18 protein-coding genes are annotated in these 22227 nt (G+C 54.8%); 16 read left to right on the forward strand and 2 right to left on the reverse strand.

Features of this window, described 5'->3' with window-relative positions; translation table 11 throughout:
* Positions 1 to 49: 49 nt before the first annotated feature.
* Positions 50 to 1333, reverse strand: coding sequence for a citrate synthase (locus KGP25_RS06760; RefSeq protein WP_045909567.1), 1284 nt, complete (start codon positions 1331 to 1333; stop codon positions 50 to 52).
* Between the two features lie 639 nt (positions 1334 to 1972).
* Here KGP25_RS06760 and sdhC point away from each other — a divergent pair.
* From sdhC to sucD, 8 genes are all read left to right on the forward strand, one after another.
* The gene (gene sdhC, locus KGP25_RS06765) at positions 1973 to 2377 is read left to right on the forward strand and encodes a succinate dehydrogenase cytochrome b556 subunit (RefSeq protein WP_020684965.1); all 405 of its coding nucleotides are present in this window, start codon (positions 1973 to 1975) and stop codon (positions 2375 to 2377) included.
* Positions 2371 to 2718, forward strand: coding sequence for a succinate dehydrogenase membrane anchor subunit (sdhD, locus tag KGP25_RS06770; protein WP_008501088.1), 348 nt, complete (start codon positions 2371 to 2373; stop codon positions 2716 to 2718). The genes sdhC and sdhD overlap by 7 nt, the downstream gene beginning before the upstream one ends.
* The gene (gene sdhA, locus KGP25_RS06775; RefSeq protein WP_008501089.1) at positions 2718 to 4484 is read left to right on the forward strand and encodes a succinate dehydrogenase flavoprotein subunit; all 1767 of its coding nucleotides are present in this window, start codon (positions 2718 to 2720) and stop codon (positions 4482 to 4484) included. Before sdhD ends, sdhA begins: the two co-directional genes overlap by 1 nt.
* A gap of 15 nt (positions 4485 to 4499) precedes the next feature.
* Positions 4500 to 5216 carry a succinate dehydrogenase iron-sulfur subunit SdhB gene (sdhB, locus tag KGP25_RS06780; RefSeq protein WP_008501090.1) on the forward strand — a complete coding sequence of 239 codons (717 nt, stop codon included), beginning with the start codon at positions 4500 to 4502 and terminating at the stop codon, positions 5214 to 5216.
* A gap of 234 nt (positions 5217 to 5450) precedes the next feature.
* On the forward strand, positions 5451 to 8258 hold the full coding sequence (gene sucA, locus KGP25_RS06785) for a 2-oxoglutarate dehydrogenase E1 component (RefSeq protein ID WP_008501092.1): 2808 nt from the start codon (positions 5451 to 5453) through the stop codon (positions 8256 to 8258).
* A gap of 14 nt (positions 8259 to 8272) precedes the next feature.
* On the forward strand, positions 8273 to 9493 hold the full coding sequence (odhB, locus tag KGP25_RS06790) for a 2-oxoglutarate dehydrogenase complex dihydrolipoyllysine-residue succinyltransferase (RefSeq protein ID WP_008501093.1): 1221 nt from the start codon (positions 8273 to 8275) through the stop codon (positions 9491 to 9493).
* Positions 9494 to 9588: 95 nt separating this feature from the next.
* A complete protein-coding gene (gene sucC, locus KGP25_RS06795) occupies positions 9589 to 10755 on the forward strand; it encodes an ADP-forming succinate--CoA ligase subunit beta (RefSeq protein WP_006809579.1) in 1167 nt (388 codons plus the stop codon).
* Positions 10755 to 11624, forward strand: a complete 870-nt coding sequence (gene sucD, locus KGP25_RS06800) for a succinate--CoA ligase subunit alpha (protein ID WP_008501094.1) — start codon at positions 10755 to 10757, stop codon at positions 11622 to 11624. Before sucC ends, sucD begins: the two co-directional genes overlap by 1 nt.
* A gap of 83 nt (positions 11625 to 11707) precedes the next feature.
* Here the strand turns inward: sucD and KGP25_RS06805 are convergent, their stop codons facing one another.
* Entirely contained in the window at positions 11708 to 12424 is a 717-nt protein-coding gene (locus tag KGP25_RS06805) for a GntR family transcriptional regulator (protein ID WP_223540156.1), read from the reverse strand.
* Between the two features lie 170 nt (positions 12425 to 12594).
* Between KGP25_RS06805 and mngA the strand changes: the two genes are divergently transcribed.
* From mngA to tolQ, 8 genes are all read left to right on the forward strand, one after another.
* The gene (mngA, locus tag KGP25_RS06810) at positions 12595 to 14511 is read left to right on the forward strand and encodes a PTS 2-O-a-mannosyl-D-glycerate transporter subunit IIABC (RefSeq protein WP_223540157.1); all 1917 of its coding nucleotides are present in this window, start codon (positions 12595 to 12597) and stop codon (positions 14509 to 14511) included.
* A gap of 23 nt (positions 14512 to 14534) precedes the next feature.
* Positions 14535 to 17165, forward strand: a complete 2631-nt coding sequence (gene mngB / locus KGP25_RS06815) for a mannosylglycerate hydrolase (RefSeq protein WP_223540158.1) — start codon at positions 14535 to 14537, stop codon at positions 17163 to 17165.
* A 678-nt stretch (positions 17166 to 17843) separates the two neighbouring features.
* Positions 17844 to 19412 carry a cytochrome ubiquinol oxidase subunit I gene (gene cydA / locus KGP25_RS06820; RefSeq protein WP_008501098.1) on the forward strand — a complete coding sequence of 523 codons (1569 nt, stop codon included), beginning with the start codon at positions 17844 to 17846 and terminating at the stop codon, positions 19410 to 19412.
* A gap of 15 nt (positions 19413 to 19427) precedes the next feature.
* A complete protein-coding gene (cydB, locus tag KGP25_RS06825) occupies positions 19428 to 20567 on the forward strand; it encodes a cytochrome d ubiquinol oxidase subunit II (protein WP_048226125.1) in 1140 nt (379 codons plus the stop codon).
* A gap of 14 nt (positions 20568 to 20581) precedes the next feature.
* Positions 20582 to 20695, forward strand: coding sequence for a cytochrome bd-I oxidase subunit CydX (gene cydX, locus KGP25_RS06830; RefSeq protein WP_003858598.1), 114 nt, complete (start codon positions 20582 to 20584; stop codon positions 20693 to 20695).
* Positions 20695 to 20985 carry a cyd operon protein YbgE gene (gene ybgE, locus KGP25_RS06835; protein WP_008501100.1) on the forward strand — a complete coding sequence of 97 codons (291 nt, stop codon included), beginning with the start codon at positions 20695 to 20697 and terminating at the stop codon, positions 20983 to 20985. Before cydX ends, ybgE begins: the two co-directional genes overlap by 1 nt.
* Positions 20986 to 21133: 148 nt before the next feature.
* Positions 21134 to 21538 (forward strand): tol-pal system-associated acyl-CoA thioesterase, encoded by a 405-nt coding sequence (gene ybgC, locus KGP25_RS06840; protein ID WP_003858593.1) that lies wholly within the window; start codon positions 21134 to 21136, stop codon positions 21536 to 21538.
* Positions 21535 to 22227: a Tol-Pal system protein TolQ gene (gene tolQ, locus KGP25_RS06845; RefSeq protein WP_008501101.1), complete on the forward strand. Its 693-nt coding sequence runs from the start codon at positions 21535 to 21537 to the stop codon at positions 22225 to 22227. Before ybgC ends, tolQ begins: the two co-directional genes overlap by 4 nt.

Genomic DNA, 22227 nt, shown 5'->3' on the forward strand with positions numbered 1-22227 from the left:
CGCATTTAATTGTAGGCCCGGTAAGCGGTAGCGCCACCGGGCTTAACTTTTAGCGCTTCAGGTCAGACTTAAAATCACGCTGCTCGTAGCCGGTATACAGCTGACGAGGACGGGCGATCTTCATGCCTTCGCTGTGCATTTCGTTCCAGTGCGCAATCCAGCCTACGGTACGGGCCATCGCGAAGATGACGGTGAACATGGAAGACGGAATGCCCATCGCTTTCAGAATAATGCCAGAGTAGAAATCGACGTTCGGGTAGAGTTTCTTCTCGATGAAGTACGGGTCGTTCAGCGCGATGTGTTCCAGCTCCATCGCCACTTCCAGCAGGTCATCTTTGGTACCCAGCTCTTTCAGCACTTCGTGGCAGGTCTCACGCATCACGGTGGCGCGTGGGTCGTAGTTTTTGTAAACACGGTGACCGAAGCCCATCAGGCGGAAGGAGTCATTCTTGTCTTTCGCGCGACGCACGAACTCAGGAATATGCTCAACGGTGCTGATCTCTTCCAGCATCTTCAGTGCCGCTTCGTTCGCGCCGCCGTGCGCCGGTCCCCACAGGGAGGCGATGCCCGCAGCGATACAGGCGAACGGGTTCGCGCCTGAAGAGCCTGCGGTACGGACGGTGGAGGTCGAGGCGTTCTGTTCGTGGTCAGCATGCAGGATCAGAATACGGTCCATCGCGCGTTCCAGAACCGGGTTCACTTCATACTCTTCGCACGGCGTGGAGAACATCATGCGCAGGAAGTTGCCCGCGTAGGAGAGGTCGTTGCGCGGATACACAAACGGCTGACCGATGGAGTATTTGTAACACATCGCCGCCATGGTCGGCATTTTGGACAGCAGACGGTAAGCGGCGATTTCACGGTGACGCGGATTATTTACGTCAAGGGAATCGTGGTAGAACGCTGCCAGCGCACCGGTAATTCCGCACATCACCGCCATTGGGTGAGAGTCACGACGGAACGCATGGAACAGACGGGTAATCTGCTCATGGATCATGGTGTGACGGGTCACGGTGGTTTTAAATTCATCGAACTGGGCCTGCGTCGGTTTTTCGCCGTTCAGCAGGATGTAGCACACTTCCAGGTAGTTGGATTCGGTGGCTAACTGATCGATAGGGAAGCCGCGATGGAGCAGGATACCTTCGTCACCGTCGATAAAGGTGATTTTGGATTCGCAAGATGCGGTAGAGGTAAATCCAGGGTCAAAGGTAAACATCCCTTTGGAACCCAGCGTACGGATATCAATAACATCCTGACCGAGCGTGCCTTTTAGCACATCCAGTTCAATAGCAGTGTCACCATTTAGGGTGAGCGTTGCCTTTGTATCAGCCATTTACGGTCTCCTTAGCGCCTTATGCTTAAGACTGCGCTTTACCGGATTTGCTTTCAGCTGTTAATCACCGTTACCAGATTGTTATTTGGCTTACCGCTCAGCTCACGAGGACAAACCAGGGTACAGAGCTATGGCGCCTTGCAGGTAAACGAATGAAATATCAGTGAAACAACAGCAAATCAGCGTTTTTGCAGTCCGAATTATTCAAACCTGTATATCACTAATAACTGTCCTGATAACTTCGGTCAATACCATCACACTGTTACATAACTATTTGTCAGGTGAAAGAGAGACCTCATAACTTTTGCGCATTATATGCCTTTTCTGATGACGTTTGTAACAATATTGTTTAACATTTGTCAAATCAGATGATTAAAAATTAAAAAGATGTTGTTATCGTGACCCTGATCACTGTTCCAGAGAAAACCCGACAAACTGTATGTAGGTTAATTGTAATGATTTTGTGAACGGCCTATACTGCCGCCAGGTCTCCGGAACACCCTGCAATCCCGAGCCACCCAGCGTTGTAATGTGTCGTTTAAGCATCTGGAAGCACTGTTTTGCATGACGCGCAGTTATAGAAAAGGAACGCTGTCTGACCCGCATCGCAGTCCGGAGGAAGGAAACAATAAGAACAGCATGTGGGCGTTATTCATGATAAGAAATGTGAAAAAACAAAGACCTGTCAATCTGGATCTCAAAACGATCCGGTTCCCCGTAACAGCAATAGCGTCCATTCTGCACCGTGTTTCTGGTGTGATTACGTTTGTGGCGGTCGGTATTCTGCTGTGGTTACTGGGCACCAGCCTCTCTTCCCCTGAAGGATTCCTCCAGGCCTCAGCCATCATGAACAGCTTCTTCGTGAAATTCATCATGTGGGGCATTCTGACCGCACTGGCGTACCACGTTGTGGTGGGTGTTCGCCATATGCTGATGGACTTTGGCTACCTGGAAGAAACCTTCGAAGCCGGAAAACGCTCCGCTAACATTTCATTTGTGATTACAGTCGTGCTTTCACTTCTCGCAGGAGTTCTCGTATGGTAAGCAACGCCTCCGCATTAGGACGCAACGGCGTACATGACTTCATTCTGGTCCGTGCTACCGCCATCGTTCTCACCCTCTACATCATCTATATGATCGGTTTCTTCGCGACCAGCGGCACGCTGACGTGGGAAATCTGGAGTGGGTTCTTCGGATCCGCCTTCACCAAAGTGTTCACCCTGCTGGCCCTGTTCTCCATCCTTATTCATGCCTGGATTGGCATGTGGCAGGTGTTGACCGATTACGTTAAACCGCTGGCGATTCGCCTCCCACTGCAGCTGGCCATTGTCGTTGCACTGGTGGTTTACGTTATTTATGGATTCGTTGTGGTGTGGGGTGTGTAATGAAATTGCCAGTCAGAGAATTTGATGCTGTTGTGATTGGTGCCGGTGGCGCAGGTATGCGTGCCGCACTGCAAATTTCCCAGAGCGGCCAGAGCTGTGCGCTGCTCTCTAAAGTTTTCCCGACCCGTTCCCACACTGTATCCGCGCAGGGCGGTATCACCGTTGCGCTGGGTAACTCCCATGAAGATAACTGGGAATGGCACATGTATGACACGGTAAAAGGTTCCGATTACATCGGCGACCAGGATGCCATCGAATATATGTGTAAAACCGGCCCGGAAGCGATTCTGGAGCTGGACCATATGGGTCTGCCGTTCTCCCGTCTGGAAAATGGCACCATCTATCAGCGTCCGTTTGGCGGCCAGTCGAAAAACTTCGGCGGCGAGCAGGCGGCACGCACCGCGGCGGCGGCTGACCGTACCGGTCACGCGCTGCTGCACACTCTGTATCAGCAGAACCTGAAAAACCACACCACCATCTTCTCCGAGTGGTATGCGCTGGATCTGGTGAAAAACGCCGATGGCGCAATTGTTGGCTGTACCGCGCTGTGTATCGAAACCGGTGAAGTGGTTTACTTCAAAGCCCGCGCTACCGTGCTGGCGACCGGCGGTGCAGGCCGTATCTACCAGTCCACCACCAACGCCCACATCAACACCGGTGACGGTGTCGGTATGGCTATCCGCGCGGGCGTGCCGGTGCAGGATATGGAGATGTGGCAGTTCCACCCAACCGGTATCGCCGGTGCGGGCGTTCTGGTGACGGAAGGCTGCCGTGGTGAAGGTGGCTACCTGCTGAACAAACACGGCGAGCGCTTCATGGAGCGTTATGCCCCGAATGCGAAAGACCTGGCGGGTCGTGACGTGGTGGCGCGTTCCATTATGATCGAAATCCGTGAAGGCCGCGGCTGTGACGGCCCATGGGGTCCACACGCGAAGCTGAAACTCGACCATCTGGGTAAAGAAGTGCTGGAGTCCCGTCTGCCGGGCATTCTGGAACTGTCCCGCACCTTCGCGCACGTCGATCCGGTGAAAGAGCCGATTCCGGTTATCCCAACCTGCCACTACATGATGGGCGGTATTCCGACCAAAGTGACCGGTCAGGCGCTGACCGTGAACGAGCAGGGCGAAGACGTGGTCATTCCTGGCCTGTTCGCGGTGGGCGAAATTGCCTGCGTATCCGTACACGGGGCAAACCGTCTGGGCGGCAATTCGCTGCTGGATCTGGTGGTGTTTGGTCGTGCGGTGGGTCTGCATCTGCAGGAATCCATTGCCGAGCAGGGCGCGCTGCGTGACGCAACCGACGACGAAATTGATGCCTCTCTTGAGCGCCTCAACCGCTGGAACGGCAACCGTAACGGCGAAGATCCGGTGGAAATCCGCAAAGCGCTGCAGGAATGCATGCAGCACAACTTCTCGGTATTCCGTGAAGGCGACGCGATGGCTAAAGGTCTTGAGCAGCTGAAAGCGATCCGCGAGCGTCTGAAAAATGCCCGTCTGGACGACACTTCCAGCGAGTTCAACACCCAGCGCGTTGAGTGCCTGGAGCTGGATAACCTGATGGAAACCGCGTTCGCGACCGCGATGTCGGCAAACTTCCGTACCGAAAGCCGTGGCGCGCATAGCCGCTTCGACTTCCCGGAGCGTGATGACGAAAACTGGCTGTGCCATTCCCTGTATCTGCCAGAGTCGGAAACCATGACGCGTCGTAGCGTCAATATGGAACCGAAACTGCGTCCGGCGTTCCCGCCGAAGATTCGTACTTACTAATGCGGAGACAGGATAATGAAACTCGAATTCTCAGTTTATCGTTATAACCCGGATGTAGACGACGCTCCGCGCATGCAGGATTACACGCTGGAAGCGGAAGAAGGTCGTGACATGATGCTGCTGGATGCCTTAATCCAGCTGAAAGAAAAAGATCCAACCCTGTCGTTCCGCCGCTCCTGCCGTGAAGGGGTGTGTGGCTCTGACGGTGTGAACATGAACGGCAAAAATGGCCTGGCCTGCATCACGCCAATTTCAGCGTTGCAGCGTCCTGGTCAGAAAATTGTTATCCGTCCTCTGCCAGGCCTGCCGGTCGTGCGTGATTTGGTGGTAGACATGGGGCAATTCTATGCACAATATGAGAAGATTAAGCCTTACTTATTGAATAATGGGCAAAATCCACCTGCTCGTGAGCACTTACAGTCTCCTGAGCAGCGTGAAAAACTCGATGGTCTGTACGAGTGTATTCTCTGCGCATGCTGTTCTACGTCCTGCCCGTCGTTCTGGTGGAACCCGGACAAGTTTATCGGCCCGGCCGGTCTGCTGGCTGCCTATCGCTTCCTGATAGATAGCCGCGACACCGAAACCGACAGCCGTCTGGAAGGACTGAGTGACGCTTTCAGCGTATTCCGCTGCCATAGCATCATGAACTGCGTCAGTGTGTGTCCGAAGGGGCTGAACCCGACGCGTGCCATCGGCCATATTAAGTCGATGCTGCTGCAGCGCAGTGCGTAAGTAAATTTGCCGGATGGTGCTGCGCTTATCCGGCCTACGAAACTGTAGGCCCGGTAAGCGTAGTGCCACCGGGCAAAATGCAGAAACCTTTAAAAACTGCCCTGAAGTCTAGACAGTTTCTAAAGGTTCCTTCGCGGGCCACAAAGAGCTCGCAGGTGAACCCCGGCACGTACACGTGGTGTGCGTGGTAGTTTCTACGGCGAAAGTAAGCATAAAAATGCTTAAGGGATCACGATGCAGAACGGCGCAATGAAAGCCTGGCTGGACTCTTCTTACCTCTCTGGTGCCAACCAGAGCTGGATAGAACAGCTCTATGAAGACTTCTTAACCGATCCTGACTCAGTGGACGCAAACTGGCGTTCCATGTTCCAGCAGTTGCCTGGTACAGGGGTCAAACCGGATCAATTCCATTCCAAAACACGTGATTATTTCCGTCGTCTGGCGAAGGATGCCTCACGTTACTCTTCTGCGATTTCCGACCCTGACACCAATGCGAAGCAGGTTAAAGTCCTGCAGCTTATCAACGCTTATCGCTTCCGTGGTCACCAGCATGCGAATCTTGATCCGCTGGGACTGTGGAAACAAGACCGTGTGGCCGATCTCGACCCGGCGTATCACGATCTGACCGAGGCCGATTTCCAGGAAAGCTTTAACGTAGGTTCCTTTGCCATCGGCAAAGACACGATGAAGCTGGGCGATCTGATTGACGCGCTCAAGCAAACCTACTGCGGCTCCATCGGCGCGGAATACATGCACATTACCTCTACCGAAGAGAAGCGCTGGATCCAGCAGCGCATCGAATCCGTAGCGGGCCACGCGACCTTCTCGGCTGACGAGAAAAAACGCTTCCTCAGCGAACTGACCGCAGCGGAAGGCCTTGAGCGCTATCTGGGCGCGAAGTTCCCGGGCGCAAAACGCTTCTCGCTGGAAGGTGGTGACGCCCTGGTGCCGATGCTGAAAGAGCTGATTCGTCACGCAGGCAAGAGCGGCACCCGTGAAGTGGTGCTGGGCATGGCACACCGTGGTCGTCTGAACGTACTGGTCAACGTGCTGGGTAAAAAACCGCAGGACCTGTTCGACGAATTCGCGGGCAAACATAAAGAACACCTCGGCACCGGCGACGTGAAGTACCACATGGGCTTCTCGTCTGATATCGAAACCGAAGGCGGTCTGGTTCACCTGGCGCTGGCGTTTAACCCGTCACACCTGGAGATCGTCAGCCCGGTGGTTATCGGTTCCGTGCGCGCGCGTCTGGATCGTCTGGACGAGCCGAGCAGCAACAAAGTTCTGCCAATCACCATCCACGGTGATGCGGCGGTGACAGGGCAGGGCGTGGTGCAGGAAACCCTGAACATGTCGAAAGCGCGTGGTTATGAAGTGGGCGGTACCGTTCGCATCGTAATCAACAACCAGGTGGGCTTCACCACCTCTAACCCGCTGGACGCGCGTTCTACCCCGTACTGCACCGACATCGGTAAGATGGTGCAGGCGCCGATCTTCCACGTTAACGCGGATGACCCGGAAGCCGTGGCTTTCGTTACCCGTCTGGCGCTGGACTTCCGTAACACCTTCAAACGCGATGTGTTCATTGACCTCTTCTGCTACCGCCGTCACGGCCACAACGAAGCGGATGAGCCAAGTGCAACCCAGCCGCTGATGTACCAGAAAATCAAAAAACACCCGACCCCGCGCAAAATCTATGCTGACAAGCTGGAGAGCGACAAAGTGGCGACGCTGGAAGATGCGACCGAAATGGTCAACCTTTACCGCGACGCACTGGATGCGGGTGAGTGCGTAGTGAAAGAGCTGCGCCCGATGAACATGCACTCCTTTACCTGGTCGCCGTACCTCAACCACGAGTGGGATGAGAGCTACCCGAACAAGGTGGAGATGAAGCGCCTGCAGGAGCTGGCTAAACGCATCAGCACCGTGCCGGACGCTATCGAAATGCAATCTCGCGTAGCGAAAATTTATGCTGACCGTCAGGCCATGGCGGCAGGCGAGAAGCTGTTCGACTGGGGCGGCGCGGAAACGCTGGCTTACGCGACGCTGGTTGACGAAGGCATTCCTGTGCGTCTGTCCGGTGAAGATGCGGGCCGTGGAACCTTCTTCCACCGTCACGCGGTCGTTCACAACCAGTCTAACGGTTCAACCTACACCCCGCTGCAGCACGTGCACAACGGTCAGGGCCAGTTCAAGGTCTGGGACTCCGTGCTGTCTGAAGAAGCGGTACTGGCTTTCGAGTACGGTTACGCAACGGCAGAACCGCGCACCCTGACCATCTGGGAAGCGCAGTTCGGCGACTTCGCCAACGGTGCGCAGGTGGTTATCGACCAGTTCATCTCCTCCGGCGAGCAGAAGTGGGGCCGTATGTGTGGTCTGGTGATGCTGCTGCCGCACGGCTATGAAGGCCAGGGTCCGGAGCACTCCTCCGCGCGTCTGGAACGTTATCTGCAGCTCTGCGCCGAGCAGAACATGCAGGTTTGCGTGCCGTCGACCCCGGCGCAGGTCTACCACATGCTGCGTCGTCAGGCGCTGCGCGGTATGCGTCGTCCGCTGGTGGTCATGTCACCGAAATCCCTGCTGCGTCACCCGCTGGCGGTGTCCAGCCTGGAAGAGCTGGCCAACGGTACCTTCCTGCCAGCCATCGGTGAAATTGACGAGCTGGATCCGCAGGCCGTGAAGCGTGTGGTTATGTGTTCTGGTAAGGTTTATTACGACCTGCTGGAACAGCGCCGTAAGAACGATCAGAAAGATGTCGCCATCGTGCGTATCGAACAGCTTTATCCGTTCCCGCACCAGGCGGTGCAGGAAGCGCTGAAACCGTACGCTCACGTTCATGATTTTGTCTGGTGCCAGGAAGAGCCGCTCAACCAGGGCGCATGGTACTGCAGCCAGCATCATTTCCGTGAAGTGATTCCATTTGGGTCAGCCCTGCGCTATGCAGGTCGCCCGGCCTCCGCCTCTCCGGCGGTAGGGTATATGTCCGTTCACCAGAAGCAGCAACAAGATCTGGTCAATGACGCGCTGAACGTCGATTAATTAAAGGATACATAATGAGTAGCGTAGATATTCTTGTTCCCGACCTGCCTGAATCTGTAGCAGATGCGACCGTCGCTACCTGGCACAAAAAACCAGGCGATGCCGTTAAGCGCGATGAAGTGCTGGTAGAAATCGAAACTGACAAAGTGGTACTGGAAGTACCGGCTTCGGCGGATGGCGTTCTGGACGCGGTGCTGGAAGATGAAGGTACCACCGTGACTTCTCGTCAGATCCTGGGTCGCCTGCGTGAAGGCAACAGCGCGGGCAAAGAGTCCAGCGCGAAATCTGAAGAGAAAGCGTCCACGCCAGCGCAGCGCCAGCAGGCCTCTCTGGAAGAGCAGTCTAACGACGCCCTCAGCCCGGCGATCCGTCGCCTGCTGGCGGAACACAGCCTTGACCCGGCAGCCATTAAAGGCACCGGTGTGGGCGGTCGTCTGACCCGCGAAGACATCGACAAGCATCTGGCGAAAGCGCCTGCTCAGGCAGAAGCGAAAGCCCCTGCGGCAGCACCGGCAGCACAGCCTGCGCTGGGCGCACGCAGCGAAAAACGCGTGCCAATGACCCGCCTGCGTAAGCGCGTGGCCGAGCGTCTGCTGGAAGCGAAAAACTCTACCGCGATGCTGACCACCTTCAACGAAGTAAACATGAAGCCAATCATGGACCTGCGTAAGCAGTACGGTGACGCGTTTGAAAAACGTCACGGTATTCGTCTGGGCTTTATGTCCTTCTACGTGAAGGCGGTGGTTGAAGCGCTGAAACGCTACCCGGAAGTGAACGCGTCCATCGATGGCGATGACGTGGTTTACCACAACTACTTCGACGTCAGCATGGCGGTTTCCACCCCACGTGGCCTGGTGACCCCGGTTCTGCGTGATGTGGATACCCTGGGTATGGCTGACATCGAGAAAAACATTAAAGAGCTGGCTGTGAAAGGCCGCGACGGCAAGCTGACCGTAGACGACCTGACCGGCGGTAACTTCACCATTACCAACGGCGGCGTATTCGGCTCGCTGATGTCTACCCCGATCATTAACCCGCCGCAGAGCGCGATCCTGGGTATGCATGCCATTAAAGATCGCCCGATGGCGGTAGACGGTAAAGTTGAGATCCTGCCGATGATGTACCTGGCGCTCTCTTACGACCACCGCCTGATCGACGGCCGCGAGTCCGTGGGCTTCCTGGTTGCCATTAAAGAGCTGCTGGAAGATCCAACGCGTCTGCTGCTGGACGTCTAGTCACGATTTAGCATCACCTGCCCCGTGGACCGGCACACGCTGCGCCGGTCTACAGGTTTGAAGATAACGATTACCCTGAAGGATGGATAGAACACATGAACTTACATGAATATCAGGCCAAACAGCTGTTTGCCCGGTATGGCTTACCGGCTCCGGTGGGTTATGCCTGTACTACCCCGCGTGAAGCAGAAGAAGCCGCATCTAAAATCGGTTCCGGCCCGTGGGTAGTTAAGTGTCAGGTTCACGCTGGTGGCCGTGGTAAAGCGGGCGGTGTGAAGGTTGTTAAGAGCAAAGAAGAGATTCGTGCGTTTGCTGAACATTGGCTCGGCAAGCGTCTGGTAACGTACCAGACAGATGCGAACGGCCAGCCGGTTAACCAGATCCTGGTGGAAGCGGCGACCGATATCGCGAAAGAACTTTATCTGGGCGCGGTGGTTGACCGTAGCTCCCGTCGCGTGGTGTTCATGGCGTCTACCGAAGGCGGCGTGGAAATCGAAAAAGTGGCGGAAGAAACCCCACACCTGATCCACAAAGTGGCTATCGATCCGCTGGCAGGCCCAATGCCTTACCAGGGTCGCGAGCTGGCGTTCAAGCTGGGTCTGGAAGGTAAACTGGTTCAGCAGTTCACCAAGATCTTCATGGGTCTGGCGACCATCTTCCTGGAGCGCGATCTGGCGCTGATCGAGATCAACCCGCTGGTGATCACGACCCAGGGCGATCTGATCTGCCTCGACGGCAAGCTGGGCGCTGACGGCAACGCGCTGTTCCGCCAGCCGGATCTGCGCGAAATGCGCGACCAGTCTCAGGAAGACCCGCGTGAAGCGCAGGCGGCACAGTGGGAACTGAACTACGTGGCGCTGGACGGTAACATCGGTTGCATGGTTAACGGTGCGGGCCTGGCAATGGGCACCATGGACATCGTTAAGCTGCACGGCGGTGAGCCAGCAAACTTCCTCGACGTGGGCGGTGGCGCAACCAAAGAGCGCGTAACCGAAGCGTTCAAAATCATTCTCTCCGACGACAACGTGAAGGCCGTTCTGGTTAACATCTTCGGCGGTATTGTCCGTTGTGACCTGATCGCCGACGGTATCATCGGCGCGGTAGAAGAAGTAGGTGTTAACGTTCCGGTGGTTGTGCGTCTGGAAGGTAACAACGCTGAACTCGGCGCGAAAAAACTGGCTGACAGCGGCCTGAATATTATTGCAGCGAAAAGTCTGACGGATGCAGCTCAGCAGGTTGTTGCCGCAGTGGAGGGGAAATAATGTCAGTTTTAATTAATAAAGATACCAAGGTTATCTGCCAGGGCTTCACCGGTAGCCAGGGGACTTTCCACTCCGAACAGGCGATTGCCTACGGCACGCAGATGGTTGGCGGCGTAACGCCAGGTAAAGGTGGCACTACCCACCTGGGCCTGCCAGTGTTCAACACCGTGCGTGAAGCCGTAGAAGCGACGGGCGCAACCGCGACCGTGATCTACGTTCCGGCGCCGTTCTGCAAAGATTCTATTCTGGAAGCGATCGACGCAGGCATCAAACTGATCATCACCATCACCGAAGGTATCCCGACGCTGGATATGCTGACCGTGAAGGTGAAGCTGGATGAAGCTGGCGTGCGTATGATCGGCCCGAACTGCCCAGGCGTTATCACCCCGGGCGAATGCAAAATCGGCATCATGCCGGGCCACATTCACAAGCCGGGTAAAGTGGGCATCGTGTCCCGTTCCGGTACCCTGACCTATGAAGCGGTTAAGCAGACCACCGACTACGGCTTCGGCCAGTCCACCTGCGTGGGCATCGGCGGTGACCCAATCCCGGGTTCTAACTTCATCGACATCCTGAAGCTGTTCCAGGAAGATCCACAGACCGAAGCGATCGTGATGATCGGTGAGATCGGTGGTAGCGCGGAAGAAGAAGCCGCTGCTTACATCAAAGAACACGTGACCAAGCCAGTTGTTGGCTACATCGCGGGTGTGACTGCGCCGAAAGGCAAGCGTATGGGTCACGCAGGCGCGATCATCGCTGGTGGTAAAGGTACGGCTGATGAGAAATTCGCAGCGCTGGAAGCCGCAGGCGTGAAGACCGTTCGCAGCCTGGCGGATATCGGCGAAGCACTGAAATCCATCATTAAGTAAGTCCTCTCTGCTCCCCGGAAGGGGGGCGTTGCAGTATAAAAATGTCCGTTTCGACATGGTTGGCCGCTGTAAAGCGGCCTTTTTTATTGCCTGCGTCTGGCGACTAGCGTGAACTTGTAATCATCGGTATTGAACACGTTGCGGCTGTATTCAAATACCCGTCCGTCCTTCAGAAACCCGCGGGAGACTTTTTCCAGGATCGGCTTTGTCGGATCGAGCGACAGCGCGGCGATCGCCTCCTCTGACGGCATGATCGGCACCAGCTCCTGCTCGCTGCGATCGATAACCAGCTTTTTGATCTGCTCAACGTAGTGGTATTTCGAATTCTCCATCACTTCCCAGGTGAGATCGGGGAACAGGGCTAGCGGCATCCACGTTTCTTCCAGATTTACCGGTTTTTGTTTGATAAAGCGGACGCGTTTGACGTGCCAGACTTTATCGTCATGAGAGATATTCAGCTTTTCGGCAAGTTTTGCATCGGCTTTCAGCACTTCGAAAATGCTCACCTCACTGTGGGTATCCACGTTCCGGTCCGCCAGTTTTTCGTAAAACCCGGTGAGCTGGTAAATATCGTAATTGACGCGCTCTTCTTTTACGTAGGTGCCGCTGCCCTGAATGCTCTCGACGATCTGCTCTTCCGTAAGCAGCTTCAGCGCCTGTCTCACCGTGACGCGACTCACGTTGAATGCCTCCTGAAGGCTGGATTCCGTCGGTAACGCATCGCCAGGCTTTAACTCTCCCGCACTGATTTTTTCGCGAAGCGCATCGGCTATTTGCCGGTACATCGGTTTGTTACCCATCGAATCTGCCTTTCTAATACCTTTTCATGGAATTATGCCTCCCACTTAAAATTTGTAAATAATACAACTTAAATACAAATTTGCGTTGTTAGTGAAATTGATCACATAAATGTATTGTGTGACCTGCCAAAATTGCCGCCAGACAATAACAACTTATGTGTGAGGATCTTATGAACCTGACGACTCTGACCCACACCAGTGCTGTCTGCGTGCAGGCGCACTATGCCAGCCGTGATGAGGCCATTCGCCAGCTTACAATGCGGCTGGTGGCGCTGGGCAAAATTACAGATGGCGATGCATTTTTGGCGGAGGTCTACCGTCGCGAATCGCAGGGGCCAACCGCACTGGGTGAAGGGCTTGCTGTTCCGCATGGTAAATCGAACGCGGTGAACGAAGCGGCTTTTGCGGTTGCTACGCTGCGCGAACCGCTGGAGTGGGAGGGGGTGGACGGCCCTGAACGCGTAGAGCTGATCGTCCTGCTTGCCATCCCGCCAGCTGAAGCGGGATCCACGCATATTCAGGTGCTGACGGCGCTGACGTCTCGCCTTGCCGATGATGCCCTCCGGGAGCGCGTTATGGCTGCCGAGACGGCAGAGGATCTGCTTGATGCGCTGAACGGTGTCTCGAAGGAAGACGAGGATGATACGCCGGTGAATGCACCAACCGTCGTCTGTGTCACCGCCTGTCCTGCGGGGATCGCGCATACCTATATGGCCGCAGAGTACCTGGAGAAAGCGGGACGTAAGCTCGGCGTCAACGTGGTGGTCGAAAAGCAGGGGGCGAACGGCATCGAAGGGCGAATTACTGCCCAGCAGTTGCAGGAGGCGAAAGCGTGTATTTTTGCCGCTGAAGTGGCGATCAAAGAGAGCGAGCGCTTTCAGGGGATCCCCGCCATTTCCGTGCCCGTTGCGGAACCCCTGCGTCATGCCGAAGCGTTGATTGAGCGCGCGCTGGCGCTAAAGCCTTCTACCCATGCGCGCCAGGCGCAAGTCGATACCGAAACGAAAAAGCGCGTTAAAACTGAACTCAAGCAGGCGCTTCTCAGCGGCATCTCTTTTGCGGTGCCGCTGATCGTCGCTGGCGGTACGGTGCTGGCCGTATCGGTACTGCTGGCGCAAATCCTTGGCCTGCAGCACCTGTTTGACCAGGAAAACTCGTGGCTGTGGATGTACCGCAAGCTTGGCGGCGGCATGCTTGGCATTTTGATGGTGCCTGTCCTGTCGGCCTATACCGCCTACTCGCTGGCGGATAAACCTGCGCTGACGCCGGGCTTTGCGGCCGGTCTGGCTGCCAACATGATCGGCTCCGGTTTTCTTGGCGCTATCGTCGGCGGGCTGATCGCGGGCTATCTGATGCGCTGGGTGAAAAACCACATCCGGCTCAGTAGTCGCTACAACGGCTTTCTGACTTTTTATCTCTATCCGGTGATTGGCGTGCTGGGCGCGGGCAGCCTGATGCTGTTTGTGATTGGCGAACCGGTGGCCTGGCTCAATAACACGCTCACCGTCTGGCTTAACGGTCTGTCCGGCGCGAATGCGCTGCTTCTGGGGGCAATCCTCGGGTTTATGTGCTCATTCGATTTGGGTGGTCCGGTCAACAAAGCCTCTTACGCGTTCTGCCTGGGGGCGATGGCGAACGGGGTATACGGTCCCTATGCGATCTTTGCCTCCGTCAAAATGGTCTCAGCCTTCACCGTCACGGCGTCAACGATGCTGGCACCGAAGCTGTTTAAGTCGTTTGAAATTGAAACCGGCAAATCGACCTGGTTGCTCGGCCTCGCGGGCATTACCGAAGGGGCGATTCCGATGGCGATAGAAGATCCGCTTCGCGTTATTGGCTCATTTGTACTCGGATCCATGGTGACAGGCGCGGCTGTCGGTGCGATGGGGATCGGGTTGTCTACGCCGGGGGCCGGGATTTTCTCTCTTTTTTTACTTCACGATGCCGGGTTGGGTGGTGTGGTTGCTGCGGCGGGCTGGTTTGGTGCGGCGCTGGTGGGTACCGCTATCTCCACTCTGGTTCTGCTGCTCTGGCGACGCCAGGCGGTAAAAAAGGGCAACTACGTCACTGAAGACGCCTTATCGTAAAAACGCACAAACAGGAAACGAAGATGAAAGCTGTATCTCGCGTTCATATCACGCCGCATATGCACTGGGACCGTGAGTGGTATTTCACCACCGAAGAGTCGCGTATTCTTCTGGTCAATAATATGGAAGAGATCCTGACCCGGCTGGAGCAGGATGATGAGTACAAATACTATGTTCTCGATGGACAGACGGCTGTTCTGGAGGATTATTTTGCCGTTGTGCCCGAAAACCGCTCTCGCGTGAAGGCGCTTGTCGAGCGTGGAAAGCTGATTATCGGCCCCTGGTATACCCAGACCGATACCACGATCGTGAGCGGCGAGTCGATTGTCCGCAACCTGATGTACGGCATCCGGGATTGTATGGCCTTCGGCGAGCCGATGAAGATCGGCTATCTGCCGGATTCGTTTGGCATGTCCGGCCAGCTTCCGCATATCTATAACGGGTTTGGCATTACACGCACGATGTTCTGGCGCGGTTGTTCTGAACGCCACGGGACCGATAAAACCGAATTTCTCTGGCAGAGCCAGGACGGGAGTGAAGTGACGGCACAGGTGCTGCCACTGGGCTACGCGATTGGTAAGTACTTACCGGAGGACGAAGCGGGGCTGCGAAAACGGCTCGACAGCTATTTCGAGGTTCTGGAAAAGGCGTCCGTCACCAAAGCGATTTTGCTGCCCAACGGACACGACCAGATGCCGCTGCAGCAGAACATTTTCGCGGTGATGGAGAAGCTGCGTGAAATCTATCCGCAGCGTCAATTTGTGATGAGCCGGTTTGAGGAGGTCTTTGATCGCATCGACGCGCACCGCGATGACCTGGCGACCTTAAAAGGTGAGTTTATCGACGGTAAATACATGCGCGTGCACCGGACCATCGGCTCCACGCGCATGGATATCAAAATCGCCCATGCGCGTATTGAGAACAAAATTGTCAATATCCTTGAGCCGCTGGCGACGCTTGCCTGGACGCTGGGCTTCGACTACCACCACGGCCTGCTGGAGAAGATGTGGAAAGAGATCCTCAAAAATCACGCTCACGACAGCATCGGCTGCTGCTGCAGCGACAAGGTGCATCGCGAGATTGTCTCCCGCTTCGAGCTGGCTGAGGACATGGCAGATAACCTGGCGCGTTTCTATATGCGCAAGATTGTCGACAATATGCCGCAAAGCGATGCCGATAAGCTGGTGATGTTCAACCTGATGCCCTGGCCGCGTGAAGAGGTGATGAACACCACGATTCGACTGCGCGCCAGCCAGTTCCGTCTGCGGGATGACAAAGGCAACGAGATCCCGTATTTCATCCGCAGCGCACGCGAGCTCGACCCGGGCCTCATTGACCGACAGATTGTTCACTACGGCAATTACGAACCGTTTATGGAGTTTGATATTCAGCTCAGCCAGATACTGCCGGCGATGGGCTACCGTACGCTGTTTATCGAACCTAACGTGGCCGGGAAAGTACTCTCTCCGGGGGAAAACACCGCATCCTTACTTGAAAACGCCTTCTGGCAGATTGACGTAAATGACGACGGTACGCTGCGCCTGCGCGACAAAGAAACCGGGCTTGTTTATGACCGCGTGCTGGAAATCGAAGAGAGCTCGGATGATGGCGACGAGTACGACTACTCGCCTTCGCGGGAAGAGTGGAGACTCACTTCCGCGCAGGGCGGGCATGAATTTGAGGTTACGCATGAAGGCTGGCAGAGCAGGGCGGTTATTCGCCATCGAATCGCCGTTCCGGCGAACCTGGCCGAACGCGCGGCGCGCCAGCGAAACGGCTATCTCGACGCTGAATTTGAGATTACGCTAAGCCATAACAGCAGACGCATTGACGTGGTGGTGTGCCTGGATAATCAGGCCGATGACCACCGCGTTCGCGTGCTGATCCCAACGCCGTTTATGACAGAGGAAGTGTTAGCGGATACGCAGTTTGGCTCGATCACTCGCCCGGTGCAGGACGCAGCGATGCAAAACTGGCAGGAGGAGGGGTGGAAAGAAGCGCCGGTTCCCGTCTGGAATTTACTTAACTACGCCGTCCTGCAGGAAAAACGAAACGGGCTTGCGCTATTTACCGAGGGGCTGCGTGAATTTGAAGTCGTGGGCGATGAACAAAAAGCATTTGCTCTGACCTTGCTGCGCGGCGTGGGGGTACTCGGCAAAGAAGATCTGCTCCTGCGCCCCGGCAGACCATCCGGTATCAAAATGCCGGTCCCGGACTCTCAGGTGCGTGGTCCGCTAAGCTGTCGCTTTAGCCTCTTCAGCTTCAGCGGCTCGCCGGAAAACGCGGGTGTCGCGCATCAGGCTCAATCGTGGTTAACGCCGGTGCAGTGTTATAACAAGATCCCCTGGGATGCAATGAAGTTGAATCGCGCGTCGTTGACCACACCGGAAAGCTACAGCCTGTTAGCGATTTCGCCAACGGGATGCGTACTCAGCGCGATCAAAAAAGCGGAAGACCGTGATGAGCTCATTCTTCGACTGTTCAACCCTTCGCAGTCCAGCGCATGTGACGCGATGCTATCCGTCAATCCGGCGGTGAAGCGGTGCTGCGAAACGGACATGAATGAACGGCTGATGGACCACGGTGAAGACGAAGGCATTGTCGGGGCGTTCAGACCAGGACAGTCGCGAACCTTTAGCCTTCTTCTTGCCTGAGAACCGCTGATATCATTAAAAGGCTGCACTGTTTGCGGCCTTTTTCATTAAATAGTCACTCCTCGGTGTTAAGTTATGGGGTGACAAAAGTAAAATAAATGTAATTACGAAGGGTTGCATAAATGCCATGGAAAAATAACCTGGCCCGACTATGCTTTATTGTTTGCCGCGCATCGAAATGAGGCTTTTGTTTCGCGTTAATTAAAATCACTTCTGTTTATATTTTTTTCCGTCTTCGATAACCAATCACATCTTAGCATGCACATATCATTAACATGGTTTTTACCATTCTTACCACGATTAAACATAGTTAACATCAAGGTTTGTTTTTGATTTAAATCAAAGTTTAATCCTTGGAAAAAGGTGCTGAAAAGCGCTAAATTGTCCCCGATCAAAATGGCCGAAAAGTGGTAATTTTGCTATAAATTGATCACCGTCGAAAAACGTAAATGTGACTCTATAAAAACCTGTTTATTGTAAGGGTTTTGCAGCGTATTATATTTGCGGGATCAATTTGAGTTTTTTATTAACGTATTTGTAACCTCACGTCATCGTTTTTATCCTCCTTCAGGGTAATAACGACGACAAGGATGCGAATAATTTGTATTGGGGCATGCGTGTGGATCGCTTTGACGGGGTTCACTCTCGGAGTCTTCATGCGATGAGCAAGGAGTCATAATGTTAGATATAGTCGAACTGTCGCGCTTACAGTTTGCCTTGACCGCGATGTACCACTTCCTGTTTGTGCCACTGACGCTCGGTATGGCGTTCCTGCTGGCCATCATGGAAACGGTATACGTTCTCTCCGGCAAACAGATTTATAAAGATATGACCAAGTTCTGGGGCAAGTTGTTTGGTATCAACTTCGCACTGGGCGTGGCCACCGGTCTGACCATGGAGTTCCAGTTCGGGACTAACTGGTCTTACTATTCCCACTATGTGGGGGATATCTTCGGTGCGCCGCTGGCCATTGAAGGTCTGATGGCATTCTTCCTCGAATCCACCTTTGTAGGTCTGTTCTTCTTCGGTTGGGACCGTCTGGGTAAAGTCCAGCATATGGCGGTGACCTGGCTGGTGGCATTAGGTTCGAACCTGTCCGCGCTGTGGATCCTGGTTGCGAACGGCTGGATGCAGAACCCTATCGCGTCTGATTTTAACTTCGAAACCATGCGTATGGAGATGGTCAGCTTTGCCGAGCTGGTCCTGAACCCGGTTGCTCAGGTTAAATTCGTTCACACCGTCGCTTCTGGCTATGTGTGCGGCGCGATGTTTGTACTGGGCATCAGTTCTTACTACATGCTGCGCGGTCGTGACTTCGCGTTTGCTAAGCGCTCCTTTGCTATCGCTGCAAGCTTCGGTATGGCTGCCATCCTCTCCGTTATCGTTCTGGGTGATGAATCCGGTTACGAAATGGGTGACGTGCAGAAAACCAAACTGGCCGCCATCGAAGCCGAATGGGAAACCCAGCCGGCGCCTGCTGCCTTTACGCTGTTCGGTATTCCGGATCAGGACGCGCAGGAAAACCGCTTCGCCATTCAAATCCCTTATGCGCTGGGTATCATCGCCACCCGTTCTGTTGATAAGCAGGTGACGGGTCTGAAAGAGCTGATGGTGCAGCACGAAGAGCGTATCCGTAACGGTATGAAAGCCTACTCGCTGCTGGAACAGCTGCGTGCCGGTTCTACCGACCAGGCCGTTCGCGACCAGTTTAACGATGTGAAGAAAGATCTGGGTTACGGTCTGCTGCTGAAGCGTTATACCCCGAACGTGTCTGATGCGACGGAAGCGCAGATCCAGATGGCAACCAAAGACTCGATTCCACGCGTTGCGCCACTGTACTTCGCATTCCGTATCATGGTGGGCTGCGGCATCATCATGCTGCTGATCATTGCGGCGTCCTTCTGGTCCGTGATTCGCAACCGTATCGGCGAGAAAAAATGGCTGCTGCGCACTGCGCTGTACGGTATTCCACTGCCGTGGATCGCAATTGAATCCGGCTGGTTTGTGGCGGAGTATGGCCGTCAGCCATGGGCGATCGGTGAGGTGCTGCCAACGGCGGTAGCGAACTCGTCCCTGACCGCAGGCGACCTGATCTTCTCCATGCTGCTGATTTGTGGTCTGTACACCCTGTTCCTGGTGGCTGAACTGTTCCTGATGTTCAAGTTCGCGCGCCTTGGCCCAAGCAGCCTGAAAACCGGTCGCTATCACTACGAGCAGTCCACTGCGACTACTCAGCCGGCACGCTAAGACAGGAGTCATCAAATGATCGATTATGAAGTATTGCGTTTTATCTGGTGGCTGCTGGTTGGCGTTCTGCTGATCGGTTTCGCCGTCACGGATGGTTTCGACATGGGGGTGGGGATGCTCACCCGTTTCCTCGGTCGTAATGACACCGAGCGTCGAATCATGATCAACTCCATCGCCCCGCACTGGGACGGTAACCAGGTGTGGCTGATCACCGCAGGCGGCGCGCTGTTCGCTGCCTGGCCGATGGTCTACGCGGCTGCGTTCTCCGGTTTCTATGTGGCGATGATTCTGGTGCTGGCCTCTTTATTCTTCCGTCCGGTCGGTTTCGACTACCGTTCCAAGATTGAAGATACCCGCTGGCGCAATATGTGGGACTGGGGCATCTTCATCGGTAGCTTCGTTCCACCGCTGGTGATCGGCGTGGCGTTCGGTAACCTGTTGCAGGGCGTGCCGTTCCACCTGGACGAATACATGCGTCTTTACTACACCGGTAACTTCTTCCAGCTGCTGAATCCGTTTGGTCTGCTGGCTGGTGTCGTGAGCGTGGCGATGATCATCACTCAGGGCGCAACCTATCTGCAGATGCGTACCGTGGGTGAGCTGCATCTGCGTTCTCGCGCGACGGCTCAGGTTGCTGCGCTGGTTACGCTGGTCTGCTTCGCGCTGGCCGGTGTGTGGGTGGTGTACGGTATTGATGGCTACGTGGTGACGTCTGCGATCAACCACACCGCACCGTCTAACCCGCTGACCAAAGAAGTGGCGCGTCAGGCGGGGGCATGGCTGGTGAACTTCAACAATACCCCTGTGCTGTGGGCGATCCCGGCTCTGGGTGTGCTGCTGCCGCTGCTGACCGTGCTGACGTCTCGTCTGGAAAAAGGCGCGCTGGCGTTCGTGTTCTCTTCACTGACCCTGGCATGCATTATCCTGACGGCGGGTATTGCGATGTTCCCATTCGTTATGCCATCCAGCACCATGCTGAATGCTAGCCTGACCATGTGGGATGCAACGTCCAGCCATATGACGCTGAACCTGATGACGTATGTTGCTTGCGTGTTCGTTCCGATCGTTCTGGCCTACACCATCTGGTGTTACTGGAAAATGTTCGGTCGTATCACGAAAGAACATATCGAAAGCAACACCCACTCTATGTACTAAGTAAGGAGCTGAATATGTGGTATTTCGCATGGATTTTAGGGACGCTTCTTGCCTGTGCATTTGGTGTCATCACTGCCCTGGCGCTTGAGCACGTAGAAGCGACCAAAGCGGGTGAAGAAAAACACTGATGAATATTATCGCGAAACTTTACGCGGTAATGGACAAGCGCCCGTTACGGGCGCTTTCTTTAGTGATGGCATTACTGCTGGCAGGCTGTATCTTCTGGGACCCTTCGCGCTTTGCAGCGAAAACCAGCGAGCTTGAAATCTGGCACGGCTTCCTCATTATGTGGGCGGTGTGCGCAGGTGTGATCCACGGCGTGGGCTTTCGTCCGAAAGCCGTTCACTGGCAGGGAATTTTCTGCCCGCTGATTGCCGATCTGGTGCTTCTCGCCGGTTTGATTTTCTTCTTCTTCTGAATAAGAAATGTCCGTTAACGTTATGGGCTTACCCGAGCCCATAAAAATTTACTCTCCGTTTACTTTCCCCCATTCCAAACCATCTTTCCCGCGCGTATAGTAGCGAAGTTTAAAAGCTCTAACTTTTGTTGCATTACTGGGATGTAAAGTGAATACAACGCTGTTTCGATGGCCGGTTCGTGTCTATTACGAAGATACCGATGCCGGTGGTGTGGTTTACCACGCCAGCTACGTTGCTTTTTATGAACGGGCACGCACAGAGATGCTGCGCCATCATCACTTTAGTCAACAGGTGCTGTTGGCTGAGCGAGTTGCCTTTGTGGTACGCAAGATGACGCTTGAGTATTTTGCGCCTGCCAGACTCGACGATATGCTCGAAGTCCAAACTGAAATTACATCAATGCGCGGGACCTCACTGGTTTTCACGCAGCGGATAGTCAACGCAGAGAACACCGTACTGAACTCAGCTGAAGTACTGATTGTTTGTGTTGATCCAACCATAATGAAGCCTCGTGCGCTTCCTAAGTCTATTGTCGCGGAGTTTAAGCAGTGACTGACATGAATATCCTTGATTTGTTCCTGAAGGCAAGCCTTCTGGTTAAACTTATCATGTTGATTTTGATTGGTTTTTCAATCGCATCCTGGGCCATCATCATCCAGAGAACGCGTATCCTCAATGCCGCCGGCCGTGAAGCTGAAGCGTTTGAAGATAAGTTCTGGTCGGGCATTGAGCTTTCTCGTCTGTACCAGGAGAGCCAGGGACGCCGTGAAAACCTGACCGGCTCCGAGCAAATTTTCTATAGCGGTTTCAAAGAGTTCGCCCGTCTGCATCGTGCAAACAATCATGCGCCGGAAGCGGTGGTGGAAGGTGCCTCGCGTGCGATGCGCATCTCGATGAACCGCGAGCTGGAAAACCTTGAAACGCATATTCCTTTCCTCGGTACTGTCGGTTCCATCAGCCCGTATATCGGTCTGTTTGGTACCGTGTGGGGGATCATGCACGCCTTTATCGCGCTGGGCGCGGTGAAGCAGGCGACGTTGCAGATGGTTGCACCGGGTATCGCTGAAGCACTGATTGCGACCGCTATCGGTCTGTTTGCGGCAATTCCGGCAGTTATGGCCTATAACCGTCTGAACCAGCGCGTGAACAAACTGGAACTGAACTACGACAACTTTATGGAAGAGTTCACTGCGATTCTGCACCGTCAGGCGTTTACCAGCACCGAGAGCAACAAGGGGTAA

The organism is Enterobacter sp. JBIWA003, assembly GCF_019968825.1.
In the GTDB taxonomy this organism is placed as follows: Bacteria; Pseudomonadota; Gammaproteobacteria; order Enterobacterales; family Enterobacteriaceae; genus Enterobacter; species Enterobacter quasiroggenkampii.